The following is a 22,037-nucleotide window of genomic DNA, read 5'->3' as shown; positions in this document are numbered from 1 at the left end:
TTTTAAGGATACACACTATGGAGAATAACAATGAGCCAATGGAAATCCTTTGCTGCGATTATATTAATGGCGTTATTTATGCCTCTTGCAATAGCTGCTCAATCCCCAGCTGGAACATGGACAACTATTGATGATAAAACTGGACAAAAAAGAGCTGTTGTTAGGTTATCAACTTCAGGCGGCACTTTAAACGGAACTATTGTTAAGGTTTATCCACAACCTGGTGATACTGGTGTATGCAAGAACTGCCCAGGAAGATTTAAAAATAAACCTATTACAGGTTTGACCTTCCTTTGGGGTTTAAAAGATAGAGGTAATGGTGTTTGGGACGGGGGCCAGATTTTAGATCCTAAAACAGGAAAAATCTACCGCGCTAAAATTACTATGCAAGGTAACAGATTGTATGTACGCGGTTATGTAGGTGTTTCTGCACTAGGTCGTACTCAAGTATGGGTTAGATAAAACGATTACTTAAATAAAATTAACTTAACTAAAGACACACAAAGAGTGTGTCTTTTTTTCTTTTCAGCATTACAATAGCGTTTAACTAGGGTGTCATCTACTAAATTTTAAATAAAGGGTAGGTAAACAGCTTAAAGTTAAGAGCTATTTTAACAGCGTTAAACCAATTTTATCCTTAAATAAAGTATTTCTAGGTATAACTTATATAAATTAAATTAGAAAATTATGGTTGAAGCATTAGCACGAAAAAATAATAAGCAATCAATAGATCCTTTAAAACGACCTCCTCATTCTGCAGAAGCAGAGCAGTCAATTATTGGTGGCCTCATGCTTGATAATCAAGCTTGGGATAAGATAAGTACTAAATTATGTGAAGCAGATTTTTATCGTACTGAACATCGGACTCTTTTTCGTGCTATTGTTGAATTAGCTCGAAAGGGCCAGCCTTTTGATGTAGTTACTCTACTCAATACATTAAAAACCAGTAATGAGCTTGATCAAGCGGGTGGAGAGACTTATTTATTTGAATTAGCTAATAATACCCCCAGTGTTGCTAATATTTTAGCTTATGCTGATATTGTTCGTGAAAAGTCAGTCCAGCGCCAATTAATTGGTGTAGCAGGTGATATTGCCGATGCAGCATATAATCCAGCAGGTCGTGAGGTGGCTGAATTACTTGATCTTGCTGAAACAAAAGTATTTGCTATTGCTGAGCAAACGGGTGGTGATGGCGGGCCTGAAAGCATTAAGTCAATTTTAGTAAGAGCGGTGGAGAGAATAGATGCCCTTTATCATAATGGTGATGCCATTACAGGTTTAGCAACGGGTCTTACTGACCTAGATGAACTGACTTCAGGATTACAACCATCAGATCTAATTATTGTAGCCGGGCGGCCCTCAATGGGTAAAACAACGCTCGTTATGAATATGGCTGAACATGCAGCTATTCGAGGAGGTAAGCCTGTGCTGGTTTTCTCCATGGAAATGCCCTCTGATTCTTTAGCTATGCGTATGATGTCTTCTTTAGGTCGTATTGATCAACATCGGCTGCGTACTGGAAAGTTAACGGATGATGATTGGCCACGTGTAACTTCTGCAGTACATATGTTATCGGAAGCGCCTCTTTTTATGGATGACACGCCTGGTTTAAGTCCAGCTGAAATGAGAGCACGGGCAAGAAGAGTGGCTAAGGAATATGGTCAATTAGGACTCATTGTTGTGGATTATCTTCAGCTTATGAAAGTACCTGGGTTTAAGGCTGAGAATCGTACGGCAGAAATTTCAGAAATATCTCGTAGCTTAAAAGCACTTGCAAAAGAACTTAAGGTCCCTGTTGTTGCATTGTCACAATTAAATCGTAGCTTAGAGCAGCGACATGATAAACGTCCAGTCATGTCTGATTTACGAGAGTCTGGTGCAATAGAGCAAGATGCAGATGTGATTTGCTTTATTTATCGAGATGAAGTTTATAATGAGGATAGTCCTGAGAAAGGTATTGCTGAAATCATTATTGCAAAACAACGTAATGGTCCAATTGGCCGAGTTAAGGTAGCCTTTTTAGGGAAATATACACGCTTTGAGGATTTGGCTTTTAATGGTTATCAGGAGTAATTACCAGTGACAAGGCCAACTTATGTCCAATTTGATAAAGCAGCTTTATTGCACAACTTAAATCAAGTTAAATATTATGCGCCTGGCAAAAAAATAATTGCTATGGTTAAAGCAAATGCCTATGGGTGTGGTTTAGGATCAGTTGTGCCTGTTTTAACTGATCATGTGTATGCATTTGGCGTTGCATGCCTTGAAGAAGCTATTGCTATACGTAAACTGGGAATAAGTAGTGAGTGCATCTTATTTCAGGGCGTTTTTAGTGCCGATGAGCTAATTAAGGTTAGTCAATATAAGTTGCAATGTGTGCTGCATCAACCTTATCAATTACAATGGTTATTAAATAACCCGCTCGCGTCTAAAATTAAAGTTTGGGTGAAAGTAAATACAGGCATGCATCGATTAGGATTTGCACCAGAGCAAGTATACGACATTATTCAAGCATTACAAAATTGCTCGTGGGTAGACTCTGAAATTGGCTTAATGACTCATCTGGCTTGTGCTGATGAGCCAGATAATCCTGCTAATCAAGCCCAATTAAATAGTTATCGTGAACTTAAACTGCCTAAAGGTCAATTTATTACAAGTATTGCTAATTCGGCAGCCATTATTGCTCTTGCAGAGGCCCAAGCAGATGTGGTTCGGCCAGGAATTATGTTATACGGTGTTTCTCCTTTCGCTAGTCAAACATCAAAAGACTTAGGATTAAAGCCAGTTTTAAGTTTTATTTCTGCAATCAGCGCGATTCATCATTACCCGGCTGGCATATCAATTGGTTATGGTGGAACATGGCAGACAACGAGGACATCAATTATTGGTATTGTTGCTGCAGGTTATGGCGATGGGTTTCCCCGCCACATTAGTCCCAATACTTTTGTTTGGATTAATGGTTTTTTTGCCCCAATTGTAGGACGCGTATCGATGGATATGTTAGCAATTGATCTAACTGATTGTTTTAACATTAAAATTGGTGATTTAGTAGAACTATGGGGTAAACATGTATTAGTAGAAGCGATTGCAAAATCTGCTAATACAATTCCTTATGAATTGCTTTGCCAATTATCACCACGAGTGCATCAGAATAAAATTAAAGGAATTGTGGATAATATCTAACCTTGATGTTAGAATACCAACCGATTTCAAACGTTATACAGGTGAAATTGCATGAAAAAAATACTATTAGCAACACTTGCTACATCCGTTTTGTTATCAGGCTGTGCTCCAATAAATAATGAAGGAGTTGGCTCGTTGACAGGTGGAGTCGTTGGCGGCCTCGTTGGTAGTCAATTTGGTGGCGGTTCAGGCAAAGTAGCTGCAGCGGCTGGTGGCGCATTACTTGGTGCTTATCTTGGCGGGAATATTGGCCGCACTATGGATAGACTCGATCGCTTAGAGATGCAAAGGGCTCTAGAAACTGCGCCAACTGGTAGACCTGTAACTTGGAGAAATCCAGATAACGGTAATAGATATACTGTTAAAACAACACGTACCTATTACGCTAATAATCAACAACCATGTCGTGAATATACTACACGCGCTATCATTGGTGGAAAGAGTCAAGAAATTTATGGTAAAGCTTGTCGTCAAGCTGATGGTTCTTGGCGTGTAATTCAATAATTTTAAATTTTAGGAATACTAATTATTTTTATAGTTAGTATTCCTTTTTTAAATTCTCTATCCAAAATGTCATAACTCATATTCATCAACTATACTGATATTAAATTGGGCTTGTTATGAGGATATTATGGCTAATCTAATTTATTCCATTTTACCAAAACCACGTCGTCCAATTGTGTATATTGAGCCAGCTTTTACTGTTATGGATTGTGTTAACTTAATGGTCACTAAAGATATTGGTGCCTTAGTTGTGCACGATGGCACTGAACTTCTTGGTTTAGTCAGTGAGCGAGATATTGTACGTGATTGTCTACATCGAGGTTTGGATCCGCGGCAAGCTACCGCCGCTGATATTGTGTATAAAAATGTAAGTGTTTTAGATGTTAATGACACAATTGAGAAAGCTATGGAAGTTATTACAGTAACTAAACGCCGCCATATTTTGATTAATGAAGATAATAAATTAGTGGCTATCATTTCTATTGGGGATGTTTTATTTTCATTAATTGAAGATAAATCACGTTTAATAGAGCATCTAGAAGCTTACATTCATTCATAACCTAGCTATCGCCTTGTATAAAAGGCGATAGAAATAATGACCAATCCCATACCAAAAAATTGTGATCTAGTAAGTTGTTCATCTAATAAAGCCCAGGCAAAAATAACTGTGCCAATAGGCATAACAGCGGTAGATAGAGAAGCCATAACCCCCTCAACACGCTGAGAGCCAAAATACCAAAGGATATAAAATAAACTAGTACTAAGTCCCAGGCAGATTAATACTTCCCAACTGGCTGATGTAATATTAAACAAGCTACCAAACTGAAAAAGCGAAAAGGGTAACAGTACTAGGGCATTAATACCGTTCATAATTGCTGAAAGTAAGAAAACAGGCAAGCGATAATGATGCATTTTGCATAGCACATAATAAGCAGCTTCAGGAAGTAGGGCGATAAAAATAATAAAATCACCTAAAAATGAGTGATCACTACTGAGTTTGCTAAATTTCTCCCAAGCAATAACAAAAAGGCCTAAGGTGGCAAATAAAATACATAGGCTAGTTTTAGCAGACAATTTTTCTTTTAGAACAACCCATGACATCATAGCAATAATTGCTGGTAGCGTACTGGTAATAATTCCAGCTATATTGGCATCGGTTGTATGTAAGCCTAGCAACATAAAGAGATTAAATAAAACCCCAGCAGATAAAGCTTGAGCCCAAATAAAATGCCAATCTTTAGTGCTCAAATTTGAAAGGTGAGCAGATATTCGTTGTTTCCTTGCTGGCGTTAGCCAATGAAGAGGTAATAAAATAATACTTGCTAATGCAAAACGAATATTGATTAATACTAGAGTAGGGATAGCATCTACCAGTTTTTTTGACAGAACGATATTCATACCTACCATGGTTTGAGCACAAATGAGTAAAAGGATACCTATCAGGTAATAGCTGCTGTTGTTTTTCATGAAGATTGCATTAGTAGCAAGATGATACAAATTGCGAATTATTTCAGCCTTTTTTAAGTTATGCAATATTTATCTGTATGTTTAAAATAAAAACATTTAAATGAAGGTAAATTATTGAGTTAAAACCATTAAAATAATGAGATGTAATTAATTTTAAATTTAAATCTCGCTAAGGCAAAAATATTATTATAATTTTAGGTAAAGCACCTAAGGGCTATAGAGAATGTATAAAAAGTTAATTTTGAGCTGCTTACTTTATTTTTTTATGTTATTAAGCTGGGCTAATAACGTACCAAACCAATGGTTTACAATAAATGGTAAAGAAGTTACTCTGCAAGTTAACTTATTTACAATATCAACTTGTCCCTACTGTCAGCATGCGCAAGCATTTCTCAATGATTTTGCCAAACAAAATTCCTGGGTTAAAATTAATCATTACGTAATTAATAAAGATAAACAATCTCTAATTATATTTAATAATTTTCTGCAAGAGCAAAATATCGATGACTTTTCAGTTCCTGCTATTTTCTTTTGTAATAGCCGCTGGGTTGGCTTTAAAAATGTTGAACAATCAGGGGCTCAACTTGCTGCAGGTTTAAACTATTGTTATGAACAAATTACCAAGCACGGTAAATTATCTGAATCAACCATACAAACATTAAAACAGATGTCTTTAGCAAATTGGTATGAGGAGAGTATTAAAACAACAAATTCAACGCCGTTCTTTATATTTATAATGGCAGCAATGGATGCATTAAACCCTTCTGCAACTTTTTTAATTCTTACTTTAGTTGGGTTTTTAATTTTACTTCCTAAAAAGAGTTTAATACTGCCAATCTTATTTGGTTTTCTATTAGGGGCTGGGCTTGCACATTATTTTCAAATAGCATACTTATCGCTTTTTCAGCATTTTATGGAACTGTTCCGAATACCAGCTATTTTAATTGGATTAGGGTTAATAACCTTTACTTTAATCTTCTTTAAAAAAACCATTGTTAATTTGCCTGTAGGCATTACAGCCATGACTGCATTATTAACAGCCTTCGCTATCCAAAGCTATATACAGCTTAATAGCCTACCTAATTTCGCCTTAATTGTTAAACAATGGTTAATTAGCCAGCAATTGAGTATAGGAAATCAAATTATTTACCAGTTAATTTATATTCTTATTTATTTAATATCATTAGCATTAATATCCTTACTTATAACTCTCTTATTTAAGCACACACGTTGGCAGAAGTACTTAATGGCATTAAAGCGCCTAGAAAAATCTCTTCTCATAATAGTTGGAGCTCTATTGGTTATTTATCCTTACAGTTTAAATCATCTATTTTTCATTTTTATTGCTTTGGCGTTAAGTGTCTTAATAACGTGGTTATTTCCTAAGTTAAGCTTTATGAGGGAAATTTTTTAAAATTTTATCTATAGTAATTAAGATAAATCATTAAAATGCGAACTAAGGAATGCTTTATGGAAGATGATTTAGGCCATAATTACTTTCCGATAGCGGTAGAAGTAGAGGGGGGACAAACCTATCGTTGGTGTGGTTGTGGTGCAAGTCAAACTCAGCCTTTATGCGATCGGACAGACTGTGACTTGGCTGTTGAATATTATGCTCCTTTTACCGATGTAGTTTACTTTTGTGGATGTAAACAAACAAAAGATCCGCCCTTTTGTGATGGATCACATGCTAAATTATTATTAAGATTACTTGATGAACGTAAAAAGCAAGATAAACAAACTCCTACTTGATCTTATGAGTACGATTTGGGATTATCAGTGCACTTGTATTGATAGGTATTAGCATGAGTAAGTTAATCGATATTCCTGTTGTAGTTGAAAGTGGCCATAAATATAAAACCAAACAGGGTATAACGGCTATTAAAGATGGTATTAAGTCGAGTGCTACAAATGTAGAGAGATTACCTAAACCAAAATGGTTAAGGATAGTTAATCAAACAACACCTGCCTACAGTAAAGTAAAAGAACAAGTTATTAAACATCGTCTGGCAACAGTTTGTGAAGAAGCTAAATGCCCAAATATTGGAGAGTGTTGGTCACATGGTACAGCAACAATCATGCTGATGGGCGCTATTTGTACCCGAGCATGTCGTTTCTGCTCTGTTGATACAGGTAATCCGCATGGTTGGTTAGATAAAGATGAGCCTAATAACACAGCCAATACTGTTTATTTAATGAATTTAGATTATGTTGTTTTAACCTCAGTTAATCGTGATGATTTAGTTGATGGCGGGGCTAAACATTATGCAGATACAATTCGAGCAATTAAAGCGCGTTGTCCATCTACAAAAGTAGAAGCGCTTACGCCAGATTTTCAGGGCGTTGAAAAAGATATTATCACGTTGCTTGATAGTGGTGTTGACGTTTTTGCTCAAAACGTTGAAACGGTGGAACGCTTAACTCATCCAGTTCGAGATAACCGAGCCGGTTATTGGCGAACCCTAAATGTATTAAAATTTGCTAAGCAATATCGGCCAGATGTATTAACCAAAACAAGTTTAATGCTTGGTTTAGGTGAAACAGATGAAGAGATCATTAAAACCATGGACGATCTTCGCACCCAAAATATTGATATACTCACTCTTGGGCAGTATTTACAGCCTACCAAAAATCACCTACCCGTTGCACGTTACGTAACACCAGAAAAATTCCTTGAATTTCGTGAAATTGGCTTGGCGAAAGGCTTTTATGAAGTTGCTTCAGGACCCCTCGTTCGCTCTAGTTATCGTGCTGATAAAGTATTTAAGAGAAACAATCTAGATCTCTAATACTGAAGGCAATTTAATGCCCGTATTTAGTTTATCTAAAAGCTTAGAAGCTGTTAATAAATAGCAATATTTGTTCGCTTAAGTTTTCTTTGCATAATTTGTGCACCGAAACTCATGAATGTTCCCGAAATTAGTGCAAACAACCTAACCAAAGGTAATAATGAATATAAGTTGGTAATGCTTCAACTACAGATGAAGCTTTTTCGGGAATTAGTAGCGGGGATCAGTGCATAAGCTTATAATAAAGAGCTTATCACCAAAGCTTGTTAGGCTATCTATAACCACTTAACTAACGAATAATAAGCTAAGGCTAACATAATACCACCTAGCAAGATGGCTCGCCTAAAATCATTACTTCTTTGCCAGAATAATGTCAATAATATGCGTATCGTGATACGGAAAAGTAAATATTCTATTAAATAAACGTTTTAAACGCTCAAGCAGAAAATTTTTGGGTAGCATTCTTACCGAAATACTATTTAAAAACCAAGTGCCTTCAACACCGAAACGAGCTAATTCCTCAACATTATTTAATTTAATTGGTATATGTAGACGTTTGTGTTCAACAACTTGAAATTGATATTGATTAAATACTTGTAATAACTCGTCTAAACCAGCAGAAACAGTAGTATTTTTGACCATTGCTTTATAATAATGACCAACCACAGTACTTACTAATGAATCCTCGGCAATAAAATTAGCTAACTGTTGCTGAGCAACTGGAAATGATTCATAGGTTGTCGTAATCAAAGAAAAATAGCTATTTTCATGGGTTAATAAATCTGCCTGGCTAAATAAAGTGTGAATAGGAATATAAGCATTTATAAAATGCGCAAGGACTAAGTCTTGACTGTGGTGGGGCAAATAGCGACTTGCTTCTGTTGCACTCGCTTCAATTGTCGTTAAGGGTAATGTTTTTCTTGCTAAAGCTAATCTTTTACTGGAAATATCAATGCCTGTGAAGTCAGCATTGGGCATATAAGGTTTTAACTTTGCTAAAAAGGCACCATTACCAACGCCAAAATCAAGCACTTTATAACCTGCTTGATTGCCTAAATGCGCTTTTTTAATTTGTTTAATCGCCTCCTGATGACTATGGCTGATCGATTTAAACATGTCAGCAGTAGCATAGTTATCAGTAATATTATTGTATTGAGCCTTAAAAGGCATTCGTAATCCACCTTCTAAACATCAAGCTAGTATATCTCGAATTTACTTAAATTGGCGATACTAGTTTTTAAAACCTTCCCTTCAATATCATAGCCATAAATTAAAGCTACTAAAAAGTTTTCTAGTGCCGAGTGTTTAAGTAAAATGAATTTAAACCGCTGTGAAAGAGAAAATATATTGTTTATTTCCTTAATTATATTACTATTTAGGGTTTTTATTCTAATAAGCTTAAAATATGGAAATAGCTCAATTTACTCGGCCTAAATATCTCGCTAAAGAAACAATAATGTTTCTATTAACTGCATTGGTGTTTGCAATACCAATTAGCTCGAGTGGAAAAAGTATTTTTGTAGGCCTTGCTATTACTGCAATTCTTGCCTCAACAGCTTTACGTGCTGAGATCAAAAATCTCTTAGCACAAACTTGGTGTAGAGCTTTATTACTTTTTGTTTTCATAGTTTTACTTGCTTGCCTTTGGAGCCCTGCAAGTATCAAAATAAAATTATTTGTTATCGAAAAATATAGTAAGTTACTCTATCTTCCTATTTTCTTAGTCGGCTTTCAAAATGAAAGAGCTCGCAATATTGGTTTGCATGCTTTTTTACTAGCTATGCTTCTTACAGCTTTTTTATCTATTGGAAGAGAGTTAAATATTTTAACTGCAACAAATCTTGTTGCAGATCATGTTTTTCGCAATCATATTATGACTAGCATGATGATGGCTTTCGCTACTTATTTAGCTGGTTATTTATTTTTTAAACGACAAGGGCGCATACGGCTTGCTTATGGCAGCCTGATCGCTATTTATAGCTATCAAATATTGTTTATTAATGCTGGGCGGTTAGGATATGTGCTGTATGTTGTTTTAATGTCTCTTTTGGCTATCCAGATGTTAAATAAGCGACAAGCAGTAGTTGGTATTCTCTTCATCTTGTTGTTATTTAGTTTTGCTTATAAATTAAGTCCTACTATGCAATTAGGATTAACAGCTCTAAGTAATGATTTTAAATATTTTCAAAAATCTAAAGATACGTCCATTGGTTTTCGTTTACAGTTTCACAATTATGCTAAAGAACTTTTTAAAAGGAAGCCTCTAGTAGGTAATGGAACAGGAGGTTTTATCCATTATTTTAGCCAAGAAGATCCTATTCCTGCTTGGGGACATAAATTATTAGAACCTCATAGTCAATACTGGTTAACTGCGGCTGAGTTTGGCTTATTAGGATTATTAAGCTTTGCAATTTTATTTTTAAGTTTATTTAAAAAATCCCTAGAATTAAAGGAATGGCGGTTTCCAGCAATTGCTCTTTTAATTTTAATATCAATAGGTAATTTATCTGATTCTCTATTATTTTATTCAGGTTCAGGTTATTTCTTTATTGTGTTAATGGCTCTATTTTTAAGTGAAAACAGGCGCAAAACGTTGGCTGAACGATAAGAAGTCTTCCTCTTCTTTATATCGAACTCACGTTAGCTTAAAAAATTTTTAGATGATCTTCCTTGCCTATTACTGTTATTTAATTGGACGATGTCGTCATAGTTAATTTTGTTGATTTGCTATTATATTGCCTTTTTGCGCTTTCTACTCCTGGTTGATCAAAAGGGTTAATATCCCAAATAACACTTTGCGTATATATTTTGTGTTCATAAAGAGCGATCAATTGACCAATATTAAATGGTGAGAATGAAGTTAAGCTAATATGATTTAAGGGCATATTGCCAGGAATATCATTATTAAGATGATGTTTATCTCGTATTCCGTGAGTTAAAACTTTTATTTTTGCCTGACAAAAGTAATTAATCATTTCGTCTTGAGAGGATTTAAGACTTAGAAAGTCAGCTGTAACCCGATGTGTTCCTTGGCAGAGTAATTGAAAATAGCTATGTTGAGCCTGATTTCCAAGTCCGCCCCAGACAATGGGTCCTGTAGCATAATTAACGCGTTTTCCATCATTATCAATTGATTTGCCGTTACTTTCCATGTCTAACTGTTGAACATAAGGTATAAAATATTCCAGTTGTCTAGCATAAGCTAGTATAAGGTGGGTGTTAATATTTAGAAAATTATTATTCCATATGCCAATTAGGCCAAGTAAAACGGGTAAGTTATTGGGAAATGCTTCATTATAAAAATGTTTATCAAGCGTGTGAGCGCCAGCTAACAATTCTATGAAGCACTCATAGCCTACTGCAATAACAGTAATAAAATTAATTGCTGAACAAATAGAAAAGCGACCACCTACCCAGTCCCAAAGACGTAAGATTTTTTTAAATCCCATGGCTTTGGCATTCGTCGAATTTGCAGTAACGGCTATAAAATGTCGCTCGTCAAAATCTTTATATCCGCCCCAAGATTTAATTTTAGTTAAAGTATGTAGTGTCTCTGGTGTTTTAAATGATTTAGATGAAATAATAAAGAGTGTGGTTTCTGGATTTAGCTTTTCTAAAACTCGCTTGGTACTATGAGGATCAACATCCGGAATGAAATGATACTTTAATTTTTTTAGTGTCCAATCTTTTAATGCATGAATACAAAAACGAGGCCCCAAATCAGAACCACCAATACCAACGTTAACAATATCTGTAACTGCTTTATGTGTATAGCCTAGCCACTGATCTTTGCGGATTTGGTCTGATAAGACACGCATTTCTTCACGAGTTTCAATAATATCAAGCATAACATTATAACCATCAACCAAAATTGGCTGATCGTTTGGCTGTCTAAGGGCAGTATGTAAGGCTGGCCTTTTTTCACTTTGATTAACTATTTCACCATTAAATAATGATTTGATCTTGTCTGAAAGTTTTTTTTCATTTGCAAGATTAAATAGTAATTCAAGGGTTGTATCATCGACCTTTTGGTGTGTAAAATCTATAGTAAGCTCAGGTATAGTGATGTATAAGTTTCTATCTCGTACAGAACTTCTCTGTAAGTCACTAAAACTTCTAGCGCTGGTTTTCTGTGCATGTTCTTTCAATGCACACCAAGTTTTTAGTTCAGTTAAATGTTTCATGCTAAGTTAATTCCTTTTATTACAGGTGTAATAATTAATTTGGCCGTAGTTAGAGAATTTACATAGGCTGTTACTTTAAATGAAAACGTATAATTTATCTATTTTCGGTTAAATAAAAATCATAATTTCTTAATATTTCGTTAAGAAAAATTGTGTAGAATTACAATCAAACAATTAAAAATGATTGTTTGTTGTTCAAACTGCAGTTATATTGAGCGCCATGGATGTATCTATGGAAAAGTTGATAGCTGCAATTAAGGGAGATTAGTCATGTTGATTTTGACTCGGCGTATTGGTGAAACGTTAATTATTGGTGATGATGTCAACATCACTGTATTAGGAGTAAAAGGAAATCAGGTGCGTTTAGGTATTAATGCCCCCAAAGATGTTTCCGTTCATCGTGAAGAAATTTATTTGCGCATTCAGCAAGAAAAAGAATCCACAGATAACGAAGAATCTGTCTAACCCGATTTTCCTCGCAGTCATCCAGTCCCCGAGTAAAATAGATTAACTTGGGGCAAATTTATTTGTTAAGCTTGTATCACCAGAGGAAAGGTAATGGCACTGTCCTTTATCATCAATTAAGCATAATTGTCCTAAATCATTTACACCACACACATAGCCGCTTAAAGATGAGTGAGGCTGAAAAACTGTAATATACTGGCCATCTAAATAGTCAACTTGCTGCCATTGGTCATGAAAGGATTTAAATCCTTGATCTAGAAATTGTTTTAAAGATGAGTCTAGGGTTTTAACTAAGGATGCAATTAATTGATTACGATCAAAATAAATACCCGTCATATCATATAAAGAGCACCAAGGTGTCTCAGGTAAAATTTTATTTTTAGTATTAACATTAATACCAATTCCAATAATAATCTCTATACAGCTATTAGCCTCAGCTATCACTTCAATTAAAACGCCAGCTAATTTTTTATCCTGCCACAATAAATCATTCGGCCATTTTAAATAAATATCTTGTTGAATGTTATTAGATTTTAAGCTTGTTAGAATAGCCAAGCTTATGATTAAACTTAAGCCTGAAAGTTTAGATATACAGCAATTTAATTGCCAGCGTCCAGAAAAATAAATATTTTCTCCAAAAGGAGAATCCCATTTACGTCCAAAGCGCCCACGGCCTTGTGTTTGAGCTTCTGCGCAACAAACAGTCGTAATTAAGTTGTTGGGTAAGTCTTTTAAGTAGCGATTGGTTGAATCAATCTCGGCAAACAAATGTAAGTCTAATTCTTTTTTATAATCTAATTCCTTAAGATAATGACGTATTGCTGTTTCATTTAAAGCAATAAAAGGATGTGTTAATCGATAACCTTGTCTTGCATTACGTTTAATGTCTAAGCCATAGTCTATTAATTGGCTAATCTGTTTCCAGATAGCAGTACGAGATACGCCAACCTTTTTTGCTATGACGTTACCGCTTTTACACTCACCGTCAGCAAGAAAATGAAGTAATTGATGTTGAATGGGACTAAGTCGTTTCATGAAATGATTTGATTTATAAAACCTTGCTTATTTTATCATTACTTTTGTCTACAACAAATTGACTTAATAATCAAATAACTCAATTATAAGGCTACTACATTGCTTTTTAATAAATTTTTAAACTAAAAAGCTTGGTTATGGATTAAGGTTGTTTTGCGAAGTAATGAAATTTTGGGATCATGACATAGCGCTGCACAACAGGCTGTGGCAGGCATAAACGACACTAGAGTAAGAAAGCGTTGATGGAGGGGATCAAATATCATTTTCTGGCTACATGGTATGGCATTTACTGAAACTTGTTCAGTAGGGTAACTAAGTCCCATGCCACAAGCTTTAATAAGGGCTTCTTTTTGAGACCAGATATTAAAAAAAGCTAGAGGCTGAAGATAGCTGGGTAAGGTGGCTAATTCTTCTTGTTCTTTAAGCGAGAATAAATTTTTAGCAATGCCCTTATATGGTCTTGCCGAAAAGAATTCTAAGTCGATGCCTAAAGGAAATTGCTGGCCGACAGCTAAAAGCGCTAAGTCCTGAGAATGACTTATATTAAATTCTAGTTGCTGATTATTAACTACAGAAGGCTTGCCGTATTTATTGTATGAAAATTTTACCCTTTCTGGGGGTATTTGCAGGTAGCGACTTAGAATCAGACGTAACATAGCACGGGCTATTGAAAATTGTCGCTTATGGTGAGGAAAATAAAATCGATTTGCTCTAGCTAATTCTTCCTTATTTAAAATAGTATCCATACTATCAGCTACTTGGGTCAGAGAAAATTGCCAAATATCAATACGATTAGGAGCTAGCTCGTAATCATAAATGGACATGACTTCAAATAACGAAGAGTTCATTGTGTCAAAGGTAGCATCAAGAGACAGTTAAAGGTATCATAGCGTACGAGAAGTAATTCGCCAACGAGTAATGTATGAGCCTACAATTTTTAGATTTTGAGCAACCTATTGAAGAGTTAAATCAAAAAATTCAAGCATTGCGCATGGTTGGAAATGATAATGAAGTCAATTTAAGTGAGGAAATTGCCCGACTTGAAGCGAAGTGCGAAGAATTAACTGCTTCTATTTTTGCAAACCTTGAGCCATGGCAAATTGCCCAAATGGCAAGACATCCTCTTCGCCCGCAAACGACAGACTATATTGAAAATATTTTTACCGATTTTCAAGAGTTACATGGCGATAGGCATTATTCATCTGCACCTGCTATTATTGGTGGGCTTGCTCGTTTAAATGGCGAGCCAGTTTTAGTATTAGGTCATCAAAAAGGAAAGCGAACTAAAGAAAAAGTTTATCGTAATTTTGGTATGGCAAGGCCTGAAGAGTATCGTAAGGCTTTACGCTTATTTAAAATGGCCGAAAAATTTCAATTACCCATTTTTACTTTTATTGATACTGCCGGTGCTTACCCTGGTATTGGTGCTGAAGAACGCAATCAGTCAGAAGCAATAGCTCGAAACTTGCTAGAGATGGCTAAGTTAAGAACGCCTATTATTTGTACGATAACAGGCGAAGCGGGCTCTGGTGGTGCTTTAGCAGTTGGCGTCGGGGATCGTGTTATGATGTTGCAATTTGGCATTTATTCGGTCATTTCTCCGGAAGGTTGTGCCTCCATTTTATGGAAAGATGCAGGTAAAGCGAGTGAAGCAGCTAAGGCTATGGGTATTACCGCTGATAAGATTTTTGAGCATGGTTTAGTTGATAAAGTTATTAAAGAGCCTTTAGGAGGTGCGCATCGTAACATTGAAGCGATGGCAGCACGTTTAAAAAGCTTATTTTTAGAAGAGTTGCAGGCGCTTAAAGAATTACCAATGAATGAACTACTCGATCAGCGCTACAAAAAATTTATGGCTATGGGAGCTTCTAATTGACGCGCTTTTAACTGCTAATTGGGTTAATCAACTTAAGTATTGTAATGCTTTATATGTAGGTTTTAGTGGTGGCCTTGATTCTACAGTATTGTTACATGTCTTAAGTAATAAGCCTTTGCTCGCTAATAAAGTAACAGCAATTTATATTAATCATGGCTTAAGTCCCAATGCAGAGCATTGGCAAGCACACTGTGAGACGGTTTGTCGGCGTTTTAAAGCAGCGTTTTTAGCTTACAAAGTAACTTTTAATCAGAATGCTAATGTTGAAGGAAGGGCTAGACAAGCAAGATATGATTTTTTTCATTCAATCGTTAAGGAAAATGATGCACTAGTCCTTGGGCATCATCAAGATGATCAGGCTGAGACTGTATTATTACAATTGTTTCGGGGCGCAGGGATTGAAGGTCTATCTGCAATGATTGATTGGCGACCTTTTGGCCAAGGCTATGTAGCGCGGCCTTTACTAGCTTATTCTCGTAGTTTGTTAAAATCTTATGCTTTGCATCATGGTTTGCATTGGATTGAGGATGAAAGCAATCTTGATTGCTCTTATGCAAGGAATTTTTTAAGACAGGAAGTTATCCCACTGATTCAAACACGTTGGCCAACGATTAATGTTAATTTGGCACGTACAGCACTTCATTGCCAGCAAGCCCAGAATAATCTTGATGATTTAGCTTATCTTGATTGCCCAAGTTTAAATAAAGCAAGTAATAAACTTTTGCTTGCCCCTTTGCAAGGCCTCAATAAAGCTAGAAAGCAAAATGTTTTAAGAGTATGGCTTAAGAGAAATACTTTTCATCTTCCTGAGACTAAACTTTTTAATAGATTATTGCCTGAAGTAATTGAAGCCAGAAAAGACAGTATACCTGAACTTACTTGGGGAAATTTTTGTGTTTATCGCTATAAAGACACACTCCATTTAATAGAAAAAAAGAAGCGAGAAAATATAAGTTCTATTGAATGGGTTAATTTTCCTAACGATTTAAAATTACCTGGTTCTCTAGGTACTCTGCAAGCCAATTTAGCACAAGAAGGCGTAATGGTCCCTAAAGGGGCTCGTATTACTATTCGTTTTCGCCAAGGAGGCGAGCGTTTTAATTGGCGTCAGCAGACAAAAACTTTAAAGAAGTTATGGCAAGAGTGGCACGTTCCACCGTGGCTGCGCGATCAAATTCCATTAATTTATATAAATCAACAATTAGCAGTTGTAGTTGGCTATGCCATAAGTGATGATTTTTATCAATCATCAGGAAATAACTGTTATCAATTTCACTTAGATTGTTAACTAATAGTTAACATGCATTAACGATTAACTGAGTTTATCTTAAAAATAGTTTTATCTATAGTATACCTAAGTCGCTATAGGAAGATTGTTATGGTATCCCGCTTTAAATTAGCTTTGCTGCTAACCTATTTATCTCTACCTTCTATTGCAGCAGTTATTATTACTCCAGCTCTACCAATTATTCAGGCAGAGTTTAAATTAAATCCAAGTGAAGTGGAGTGGTTAATTAGTTTGTTTTTAATAGGCTATGTTATAGGCCAATTAATTTATGGCCCAATAGCAAATCGATTTGGGCGCCTTTTTGCTCTACGGACAGGTTTGTTAGTTTATTTAGCTGGTATTTTATTTTGCCTCTTTGCTGCTTACAGTGTTAATTATCAATTATTTGAACTAGGGCGTTTATTAAGTGCACTAGGCGCGGCTAGTGGGTTATCTTGTACTTATATATTGATTAATGAATTGCTACCGATTAAGCAACAAAAAATAGCCATGGCTTATGCAATTATCTCCTTTACAATAGGTATCGGTATAGCAGTTAGTTTAGGTGGAATGATTACAGAATATTGGCTATGGTCAGGCTGTTTTATACTTTTATTAATGCAAAATATTGTGATGTTCATTGGAACTTTTTTGTTTACCGAAACACTAACACAAAAGCAGTCTATTAATATTAAAACTATTTTTTATAATTATAAGGAAGCTTTAAAAAGTGAAACACTTATTGTTTTTGCATTAGCTGTTGGATTTTGCTCCATTGTTGGTTATTGTTTTGCTGCTGTAGCTCCTCAGATTGCTAATGATTATTTGTATTTATCGCCTGCTCAATATGGGAGTTGGAATTTCCTTAATATGCTTGGCATGCTTTTGGGTGGCGTATGGTCAAGAAAGCTTCTTACAGCATATAAGCCCATTCAAGTCGTTTTAATAGGGCTAGGTATGAGTGTACTGGGTATTATAAGTTTATTTCTCATGTGGGAAATGAAGTCTAATTCAGCTTTATGGTTTTTCTTAAGCACGACCCATTTATATCTTTTTAGTAGCGTAGTTTTAGCTGGCGCCTCTTTTATTGCTTCTAATGCCTTAGCAGACAAAGCGAGTGGCGCTGCCATGATGAGCTTTATTAACATGGGTAGTGCTACAATAGCCGTGATGATTATCAGCAGACTTACTACTAATTTATTATTAGCTTTTGTAGAGTTATTAATTGGCGAATGGATATTTGTAACTAGTTTAGTGTTAGTTTATCAATACAAAAAAGGTTCTTTACTAGTTAGAGACTAACCCAATGAGTGCACAGGGAGAATGTGCACTTGACTCTGAGTAAGGAATTAACATTCAGGAAGGTTCACTGCTAAGCCTCCCATAGAGGTTTCTTTATAGATAGTTTGCATATCAAGACCGGTTTGTTTCATGGTTTTGATTACTTTATCTAGAGAAATATAGTGACGTCCGTCACCTATTAATGCCATACGGGCAGCATTGACTGCTTTAACTGCACCCATAGCGTTGCGCTCAATACAAGGAATTTGTACTAGTCCTAAAACAGGATCACAAGTCATACCTAAGTGATGTTCCATAGCAATTTCAGCAGCGTTTTCAATTTGCTCGATTGTACCGCTAAGGACTGCTGCAAGCCCTGCAGCAGCCATTGACGAGGCAACGCCAACTTCACCTTGGCAACCTACTTCAGCGCCAGAAATAGATGCTCCCTTCTTATAAAGAATACCAATGGCCGCTGCTGTTAAGAAGTAACTATAGATATCTTGTTCACTTAACTTATGATGAGCCTCTTGACAATATTTTAAAACAGCAGGAATGATTCCCGCTGCGCCATTCGTAGGGGCTGTGACTATACGACCGCCAGCGGCGTTTTCTTCGTTAACCGCCATGGCATATAAATTTAGGCGATTCATAATATCGGCATGTTCAAAACTACTTTTGATTCCTTGATGATTTGTTAATTTTTTATAAAGTTCAGGAGCACGCCTTTTTAGCAGTAAGCCGCCAGGCAAAATACCATCATGATGACAGCCATTTTCTATACAATCATTCATTACTTTGGCAATGTTTAAAATACCCTGCTTAATTGTTGCTGTGTCCCGCCAAGTTTGTTCATTTATCATCATCAATTCTGCAATGGTCAAATTGTTCTCTCGGCAATGGCGCAGCAATTCATCAGCTGTAGAAAAAGAGTAGGGTAAATTGTTTTTTACTAAAGAAACATGCTCCATTTCTTCTTCAGTAGTGATAAAACCCCCACCTATTGAATAATAGACCTGACTTAAAAGAATATTATCTTTATCATCATAAACAGTAAAACGCATACCATTGCTATGCTTTGGCAGCAGTTCCTTTTGCAGAAACAAGAAATCAAGCGTGTCATTAAAGGGAATTTCATGACTGCCATTTAATCTTATTTTTTGAGCACTAATAATTTCACGCATCCTTGGAACCATGCTTTCGGGATCTACAGTGTCAGGTAGTTCTCCCTCAAGACCATTAAGAATAGCTTTATCAGTACCATGCCCCTTGCCTGTTAAGGCTAATGAACCATATAATTCGATTTTAATTCGCCTAACTTTTAATAAACTCTGCTGTAAATCAACTTGTTTAATAAAAGTGTTAGCAGCAAGCATAGGGCCAACTGTGTGTGAGCTGGAAGGCCCTATACCGATAGAAAATAAATCAAAGAGACTGATACTCATGGTTTTTTAAGTAGAGGAATAAAATAATAAGTGTAGAAGGAAAGCGTGTTATAAACAATATAAGTATACGCTAAAAAGAGTAAAAAAAGTTTAATTTAGTTAAATTTTGATTGCAAAAAAGTTAAAAAAATATCATACAAGTCAAATAAAGTTACTTTTTGGTTTTTTATTTACAGTATTTTTAAATTAAATAATTGTAATTCTTCTATAACTGGTAATTTAAATTAAATTTAGGCAAAATAACCAGGCACTTTTCACGATTTTAAATCTTACGAAGTTAACAAGGGGAATTGTTTATGAAGATGAAATTAGTCGCTGCCGCGATAAGCTTAGTAGTCTCAACTGCATTTGCTGCAACAGACTCTACTAATGCTACTAATAGTACTAATTCTGGTGCTAATAGTACTAATACTAGTGCCACAACAACATCTAACACTAGTACAACTCTAAGCAGTGACATGGATAAACTATCTTATAGTATAGGTGCTGATTTAGGACGGAATTTTAAAAAGCAAGGCATTGATATTAGTCCAGCCGCTATGGCTAAGGGTTTACAAGATGGCATGAGTGGCGGCCAACTGCAATTAACTGATGAGCAAATGAAAGATGTTTTAAACAAATTTCAGAAAGATCTAATGACAAAAAGAAACGCAGAATTTACTAAAAAGGCTGATGAGAATAAAGCAAAAGGTGAAGCGTTTTTAAATCAAAATAAAACAAAAGAGGGCGTGGTAACCTTGCCTAGCGGTTTACAATATAAAGTACTTGAAACCGGTAAAGGTGCAAAACCAGGTAAAGACGATACAGTCACAGTTGAATACACAGGTAAACTCATTGATGGTCAAGTATTTGATAGCACAGAGAAGTCTGGCAAACCAGCTGAGTTTAAAGTATCTCAAGTTATTCCTGGCTGGACTGAAGTGTTGCAATTAATGCCTGCTGGTTCAACGTGGGAAGTTTATCTTCCACCTTCTCTAGCCTATGGCCCAAGAGGTATTGGTGGCGCTATTGGACCCAATGAAACTTTAATTTTCAAAATTCATTTAATTTCTGTCAAAAAATCTTCTGATACAGATGCTTAATACAATAAAAACACTTATAGCTTTGGCTATAAGTGTTTTTTAATTTACTTACTTTAATCAAAATTAATTAGGATGAATAAACGAATAGTTACTGTATTTTTATTAGGTTTTTCATCCGGTCTCCCTCTGGCTTTACTCACAAGTACATTACAAGCCTGGTTTGCTGATAGTGGCATGTCTGTATTAGCAACTGGCATGTTAAGTTTAATCGGGCTTCCCTACTTATATAAAGTGTTATGGGGGCCGTTTCTTGATCGCTATACGCCTCTGCCATTAGGTAAGCGGCGAGGTTGGATCTTAATAACTCAAATTGGTTTATGCATCGGGTTTAATTTAATGGCCTTATTTAAGCCAGTAGATTCATCTTACACGTTAGCTTTTTTAGCCTTAATCTTAGCTGTTCTTTCAGCAACCCAAGATACAGCTATTGATGCACATCGGGTTGAATATCTTGCTATTAAGGAGCATGGCTTCGGCGCTTCGTTTGCCGTATTCGGCTATAGGCTAGCTTTACTTATTACTGGCGGGGGCGCTTTAATCATGGCTCCCTATTTTGGCTGGCCTATTACCTATCATTGTATGGGCTTGCTAATGGGTGTAGGAATAGTCACAACGCTGTGGAGCAAAGAGCCAGCTAATCGATTTAATAAGCTTGATAATTTACTATCATCTTGCCTTAAGCCCATTAAAGATTTAATGCATCGTCCTAATATTATTTCTCTTTTATGGTTTATTTTTTTCTATAAATTAGGAGAGGCATTTACAGCAACAACAAGTGGTATTGTAATGCCTTTTTTAATTCAGGGAGTAGGCTTCTCCCTCGATACTATTGGCTATGTCAATAAATTACTGGGTATCAGCGCTCTTTTATTCGGCGGTTTAGTAGCAGGTCTGGTACTTATGCGCTCATCTTTATTTAAGGCATTATTTTATTTTGGTCTAATTCAGGCGCTAACCAATCTTTTATTTATTGCCTTAGCAATGGTCGGTAAAAATTTTGTTTTGTTTGCTATTGCGGTAGGATTTGACAATTTTGCTGCTGGCATGGGATCAACTGCCTTAGTCGCATTATTTATGCGACTTGTTAATCAACAGTTTACTGCTACGCAGTTTGCAGCACTCATTGCTCTTTCTAGTTTACCGCGTATTTTATCAGGCCCTGTTGCTGCTCTATTACAAATGTGGTTTGGTTGGGTAGGTTTATATCAACTGTCATTTTTTCTGGCTTTAGGTTTTATTCCTTTTTTAATTAAAATTAAGGAACACACTAAAGTACAAGAGAACGAATTAGAATTAGCTGGTTTGAAGTTAGTGCATTAGCTTGGTACCGAGGGTGGGACTCGAACCCACACGGTGTCACCACCACCGGATTTTGAATCCGGCGCGTCTACCAATTCCGCCACCCCGGCACGTGCGAGGATTATAACAAAGAAATCAACTTAAACAATAGCTTATTCTA

The 22,037-nt window shown here is 35.9% G+C and carries 21 protein-coding genes and 1 tRNA gene; 15 read left to right on the top strand and 7 right to left on the bottom strand.

Annotated features, from left to right (window positions below; all coding sequences use genetic code 11):
- Positions 1–30 precede the first annotated feature (30 nt).
- The 5 genes from ACQUW5_RS10050 (at position 31) to ACQUW5_RS10030 (ending at position 4,246) form a co-directional block, all read left to right on the top strand.
- Positions 31–462, top strand: a complete 432-nt coding sequence (locus tag ACQUW5_RS10050; protein WP_444991114.1) for a DUF2147 domain-containing protein — start codon at positions 31–33, stop codon at positions 460–462.
- A 225-nt stretch (positions 463–687) separates the two neighbouring features.
- Positions 688–2,073, top strand: a complete 1,386-nt coding sequence (gene dnaB / locus ACQUW5_RS10045; protein ID WP_444991113.1) for a replicative DNA helicase — start codon at positions 688–690, stop codon at positions 2,071–2,073.
- Positions 2,074–2,079: 6 nt separating this feature from the next.
- A complete protein-coding gene (alr, locus tag ACQUW5_RS10040; protein ID WP_444991112.1) occupies positions 2,080–3,183 on the top strand; it encodes an alanine racemase in 1,104 nt (367 codons plus the stop codon).
- Positions 3,184–3,234: 51 nt separating this feature from the next.
- The gene (locus ACQUW5_RS10035; RefSeq protein ID WP_444991111.1) at positions 3,235–3,687 is read left to right on the top strand and encodes an RT0821/Lpp0805 family surface protein; all 453 of its coding nucleotides are present in this window, start codon (positions 3,235–3,237) and stop codon (positions 3,685–3,687) included.
- Between the two features lie 127 nt (positions 3,688–3,814).
- A complete protein-coding gene (locus ACQUW5_RS10030; RefSeq protein ID WP_444991110.1) occupies positions 3,815–4,246 on the top strand; it encodes a CBS domain-containing protein in 432 nt (143 codons plus the stop codon).
- Positions 4,247–4,251: 5 nt separating this feature from the next.
- On the opposite strand, the gene ACQUW5_RS10025 is transcribed toward ACQUW5_RS10030, so the two are convergent.
- Positions 4,252–5,154 (bottom strand): DMT family transporter, encoded by a 903-nt coding sequence (locus tag ACQUW5_RS10025; protein WP_444991109.1) that lies wholly within the window; start codon positions 5,152–5,154, stop codon positions 4,252–4,254.
- A gap of 223 nt (positions 5,155–5,377) precedes the next feature.
- On the opposite strand from ACQUW5_RS10025, the gene ACQUW5_RS10020 reads away from it, so the two are divergent.
- From ACQUW5_RS10020 to lipA, 3 genes are read left to right on the top strand one after another with little or no spacing between them, the layout of a single operon-like run.
- Positions 5,378–6,568, top strand: coding sequence for a hypothetical protein (locus ACQUW5_RS10020; protein WP_444991108.1), 1,191 nt, complete (start codon positions 5,378–5,380; stop codon positions 6,566–6,568).
- A 56-nt stretch (positions 6,569–6,624) separates the two neighbouring features.
- Positions 6,625–6,906, top strand: a complete 282-nt coding sequence (locus ACQUW5_RS10015; protein ID WP_444991107.1) for a CDGSH iron-sulfur domain-containing protein — start codon at positions 6,625–6,627, stop codon at positions 6,904–6,906.
- Between the two features lie 53 nt (positions 6,907–6,959).
- Positions 6,960–7,943 (top strand): lipoyl synthase, encoded by a 984-nt coding sequence (gene lipA / locus ACQUW5_RS10010; protein WP_444991106.1) that lies wholly within the window; start codon positions 6,960–6,962, stop codon positions 7,941–7,943.
- 351 nt (positions 7,944–8,294) lie between these two features.
- Here the strand turns inward: lipA and ACQUW5_RS10005 are convergent, their stop codons facing one another.
- Positions 8,295–9,113, bottom strand: coding sequence for a class I SAM-dependent methyltransferase (locus ACQUW5_RS10005; protein ID WP_444991105.1), 819 nt, complete (start codon positions 9,111–9,113; stop codon positions 8,295–8,297).
- Between the two features lie 235 nt (positions 9,114–9,348).
- On the opposite strand from ACQUW5_RS10005, the gene ACQUW5_RS10000 reads away from it, so the two are divergent.
- Positions 9,349–10,551: an O-antigen ligase family protein gene (locus tag ACQUW5_RS10000; protein ID WP_444991104.1), complete on the top strand. Its 1,203-nt coding sequence runs from the start codon at positions 9,349–9,351 to the stop codon at positions 10,549–10,551.
- Between the two features lie 79 nt (positions 10,552–10,630).
- Here the strand turns inward: ACQUW5_RS10000 and pgi are convergent, their stop codons facing one another.
- The gene (gene pgi, locus ACQUW5_RS09995; protein WP_444991103.1) at positions 10,631–12,127 is read right to left on the bottom strand and encodes a glucose-6-phosphate isomerase; all 1,497 of its coding nucleotides are present in this window, start codon (positions 12,125–12,127) and stop codon (positions 10,631–10,633) included.
- A 270-nt stretch (positions 12,128–12,397) separates the two neighbouring features.
- Between pgi and csrA the strand changes: the two genes are divergently transcribed.
- Positions 12,398–12,592 carry a carbon storage regulator CsrA gene (gene csrA, locus ACQUW5_RS09990; RefSeq protein WP_444991102.1) on the top strand — a complete coding sequence of 65 codons (195 nt, stop codon included), beginning with the start codon at positions 12,398–12,400 and terminating at the stop codon, positions 12,590–12,592.
- A 42-nt stretch (positions 12,593–12,634) separates the two neighbouring features.
- Here the strand turns inward: csrA and ACQUW5_RS09985 are convergent, their stop codons facing one another.
- Both ACQUW5_RS09985 and ACQUW5_RS09980 read right to left on the bottom strand, forming a co-directional pair.
- On the bottom strand, positions 12,635–13,627 hold the full coding sequence (locus ACQUW5_RS09985; RefSeq protein WP_444991101.1) for a biotin--[acetyl-CoA-carboxylase] ligase: 993 nt from the start codon (positions 13,625–13,627) through the stop codon (positions 12,635–12,637).
- Between the two features lie 122 nt (positions 13,628–13,749).
- Complete coding sequence (locus tag ACQUW5_RS09980) at positions 13,750–14,475, bottom strand: 4'-phosphopantetheinyl transferase family protein (RefSeq protein WP_444991100.1); 726 nt, start codon at positions 14,473–14,475, stop codon at positions 13,750–13,752.
- A gap of 74 nt (positions 14,476–14,549) precedes the next feature.
- Here ACQUW5_RS09980 and ACQUW5_RS09975 point away from each other — a divergent pair, with 74 nt between their 5' ends.
- The 3 genes from ACQUW5_RS09975 (at position 14,550) to ACQUW5_RS09965 (ending at position 18,072) form a co-directional block, all read left to right on the top strand.
- Entirely contained in the window at positions 14,550–15,503 is a 954-nt protein-coding gene (locus tag ACQUW5_RS09975; RefSeq protein ID WP_444991099.1) for an acetyl-CoA carboxylase carboxyltransferase subunit alpha, read from the top strand.
- Positions 15,448–16,791, top strand: a complete 1,344-nt coding sequence (tilS, locus tag ACQUW5_RS09970; protein WP_444991098.1) for a tRNA lysidine(34) synthetase TilS — start codon at positions 15,448–15,450, stop codon at positions 16,789–16,791. The genes ACQUW5_RS09975 and tilS overlap by 56 nt, the downstream gene beginning before the upstream one ends.
- A gap of 90 nt (positions 16,792–16,881) precedes the next feature.
- Complete coding sequence (locus tag ACQUW5_RS09965; protein ID WP_444991097.1) at positions 16,882–18,072, top strand: MFS transporter; 1,191 nt, start codon at positions 16,882–16,884, stop codon at positions 18,070–18,072.
- A gap of 47 nt (positions 18,073–18,119) precedes the next feature.
- Here ACQUW5_RS09965 and ACQUW5_RS09960 read toward each other — a convergent pair whose 3' ends face one another.
- A complete protein-coding gene (locus ACQUW5_RS09960; protein WP_444991096.1) occupies positions 18,120–19,496 on the bottom strand; it encodes an L-serine ammonia-lyase in 1,377 nt (458 codons plus the stop codon).
- A 296-nt stretch (positions 19,497–19,792) separates the two neighbouring features.
- Here ACQUW5_RS09960 and bamJ point away from each other — a divergent pair, with 296 nt between their 5' ends.
- Positions 19,793–20,578, top strand: coding sequence for a BamJ family beta-barrel-assembly machinery protein (gene bamJ, locus ACQUW5_RS09955; RefSeq protein ID WP_444991095.1), 786 nt, complete (start codon positions 19,793–19,795; stop codon positions 20,576–20,578).
- A gap of 72 nt (positions 20,579–20,650) precedes the next feature.
- On the top strand, positions 20,651–21,898 hold the full coding sequence (locus ACQUW5_RS09950; RefSeq protein WP_444991094.1) for an AmpG family muropeptide MFS transporter: 1,248 nt from the start codon (positions 20,651–20,653) through the stop codon (positions 21,896–21,898).
- 2 nt (positions 21,899–21,900) lie between these two features.
- Here ACQUW5_RS09950 and ACQUW5_RS09945 read toward each other — a convergent pair.
- A tRNA-Leu gene (locus ACQUW5_RS09945) sits at positions 21,901–21,987 on the bottom strand.
- Positions 21,988–22,037 lie beyond the last annotated feature (50 nt).

It is taken from the genome of Legionella pelazae (genome assembly GCF_052527395.1).
Note: the sequence above shows the minus strand (reverse complement) of the source record. Positions and strands in the feature narration are given on the sequence as shown.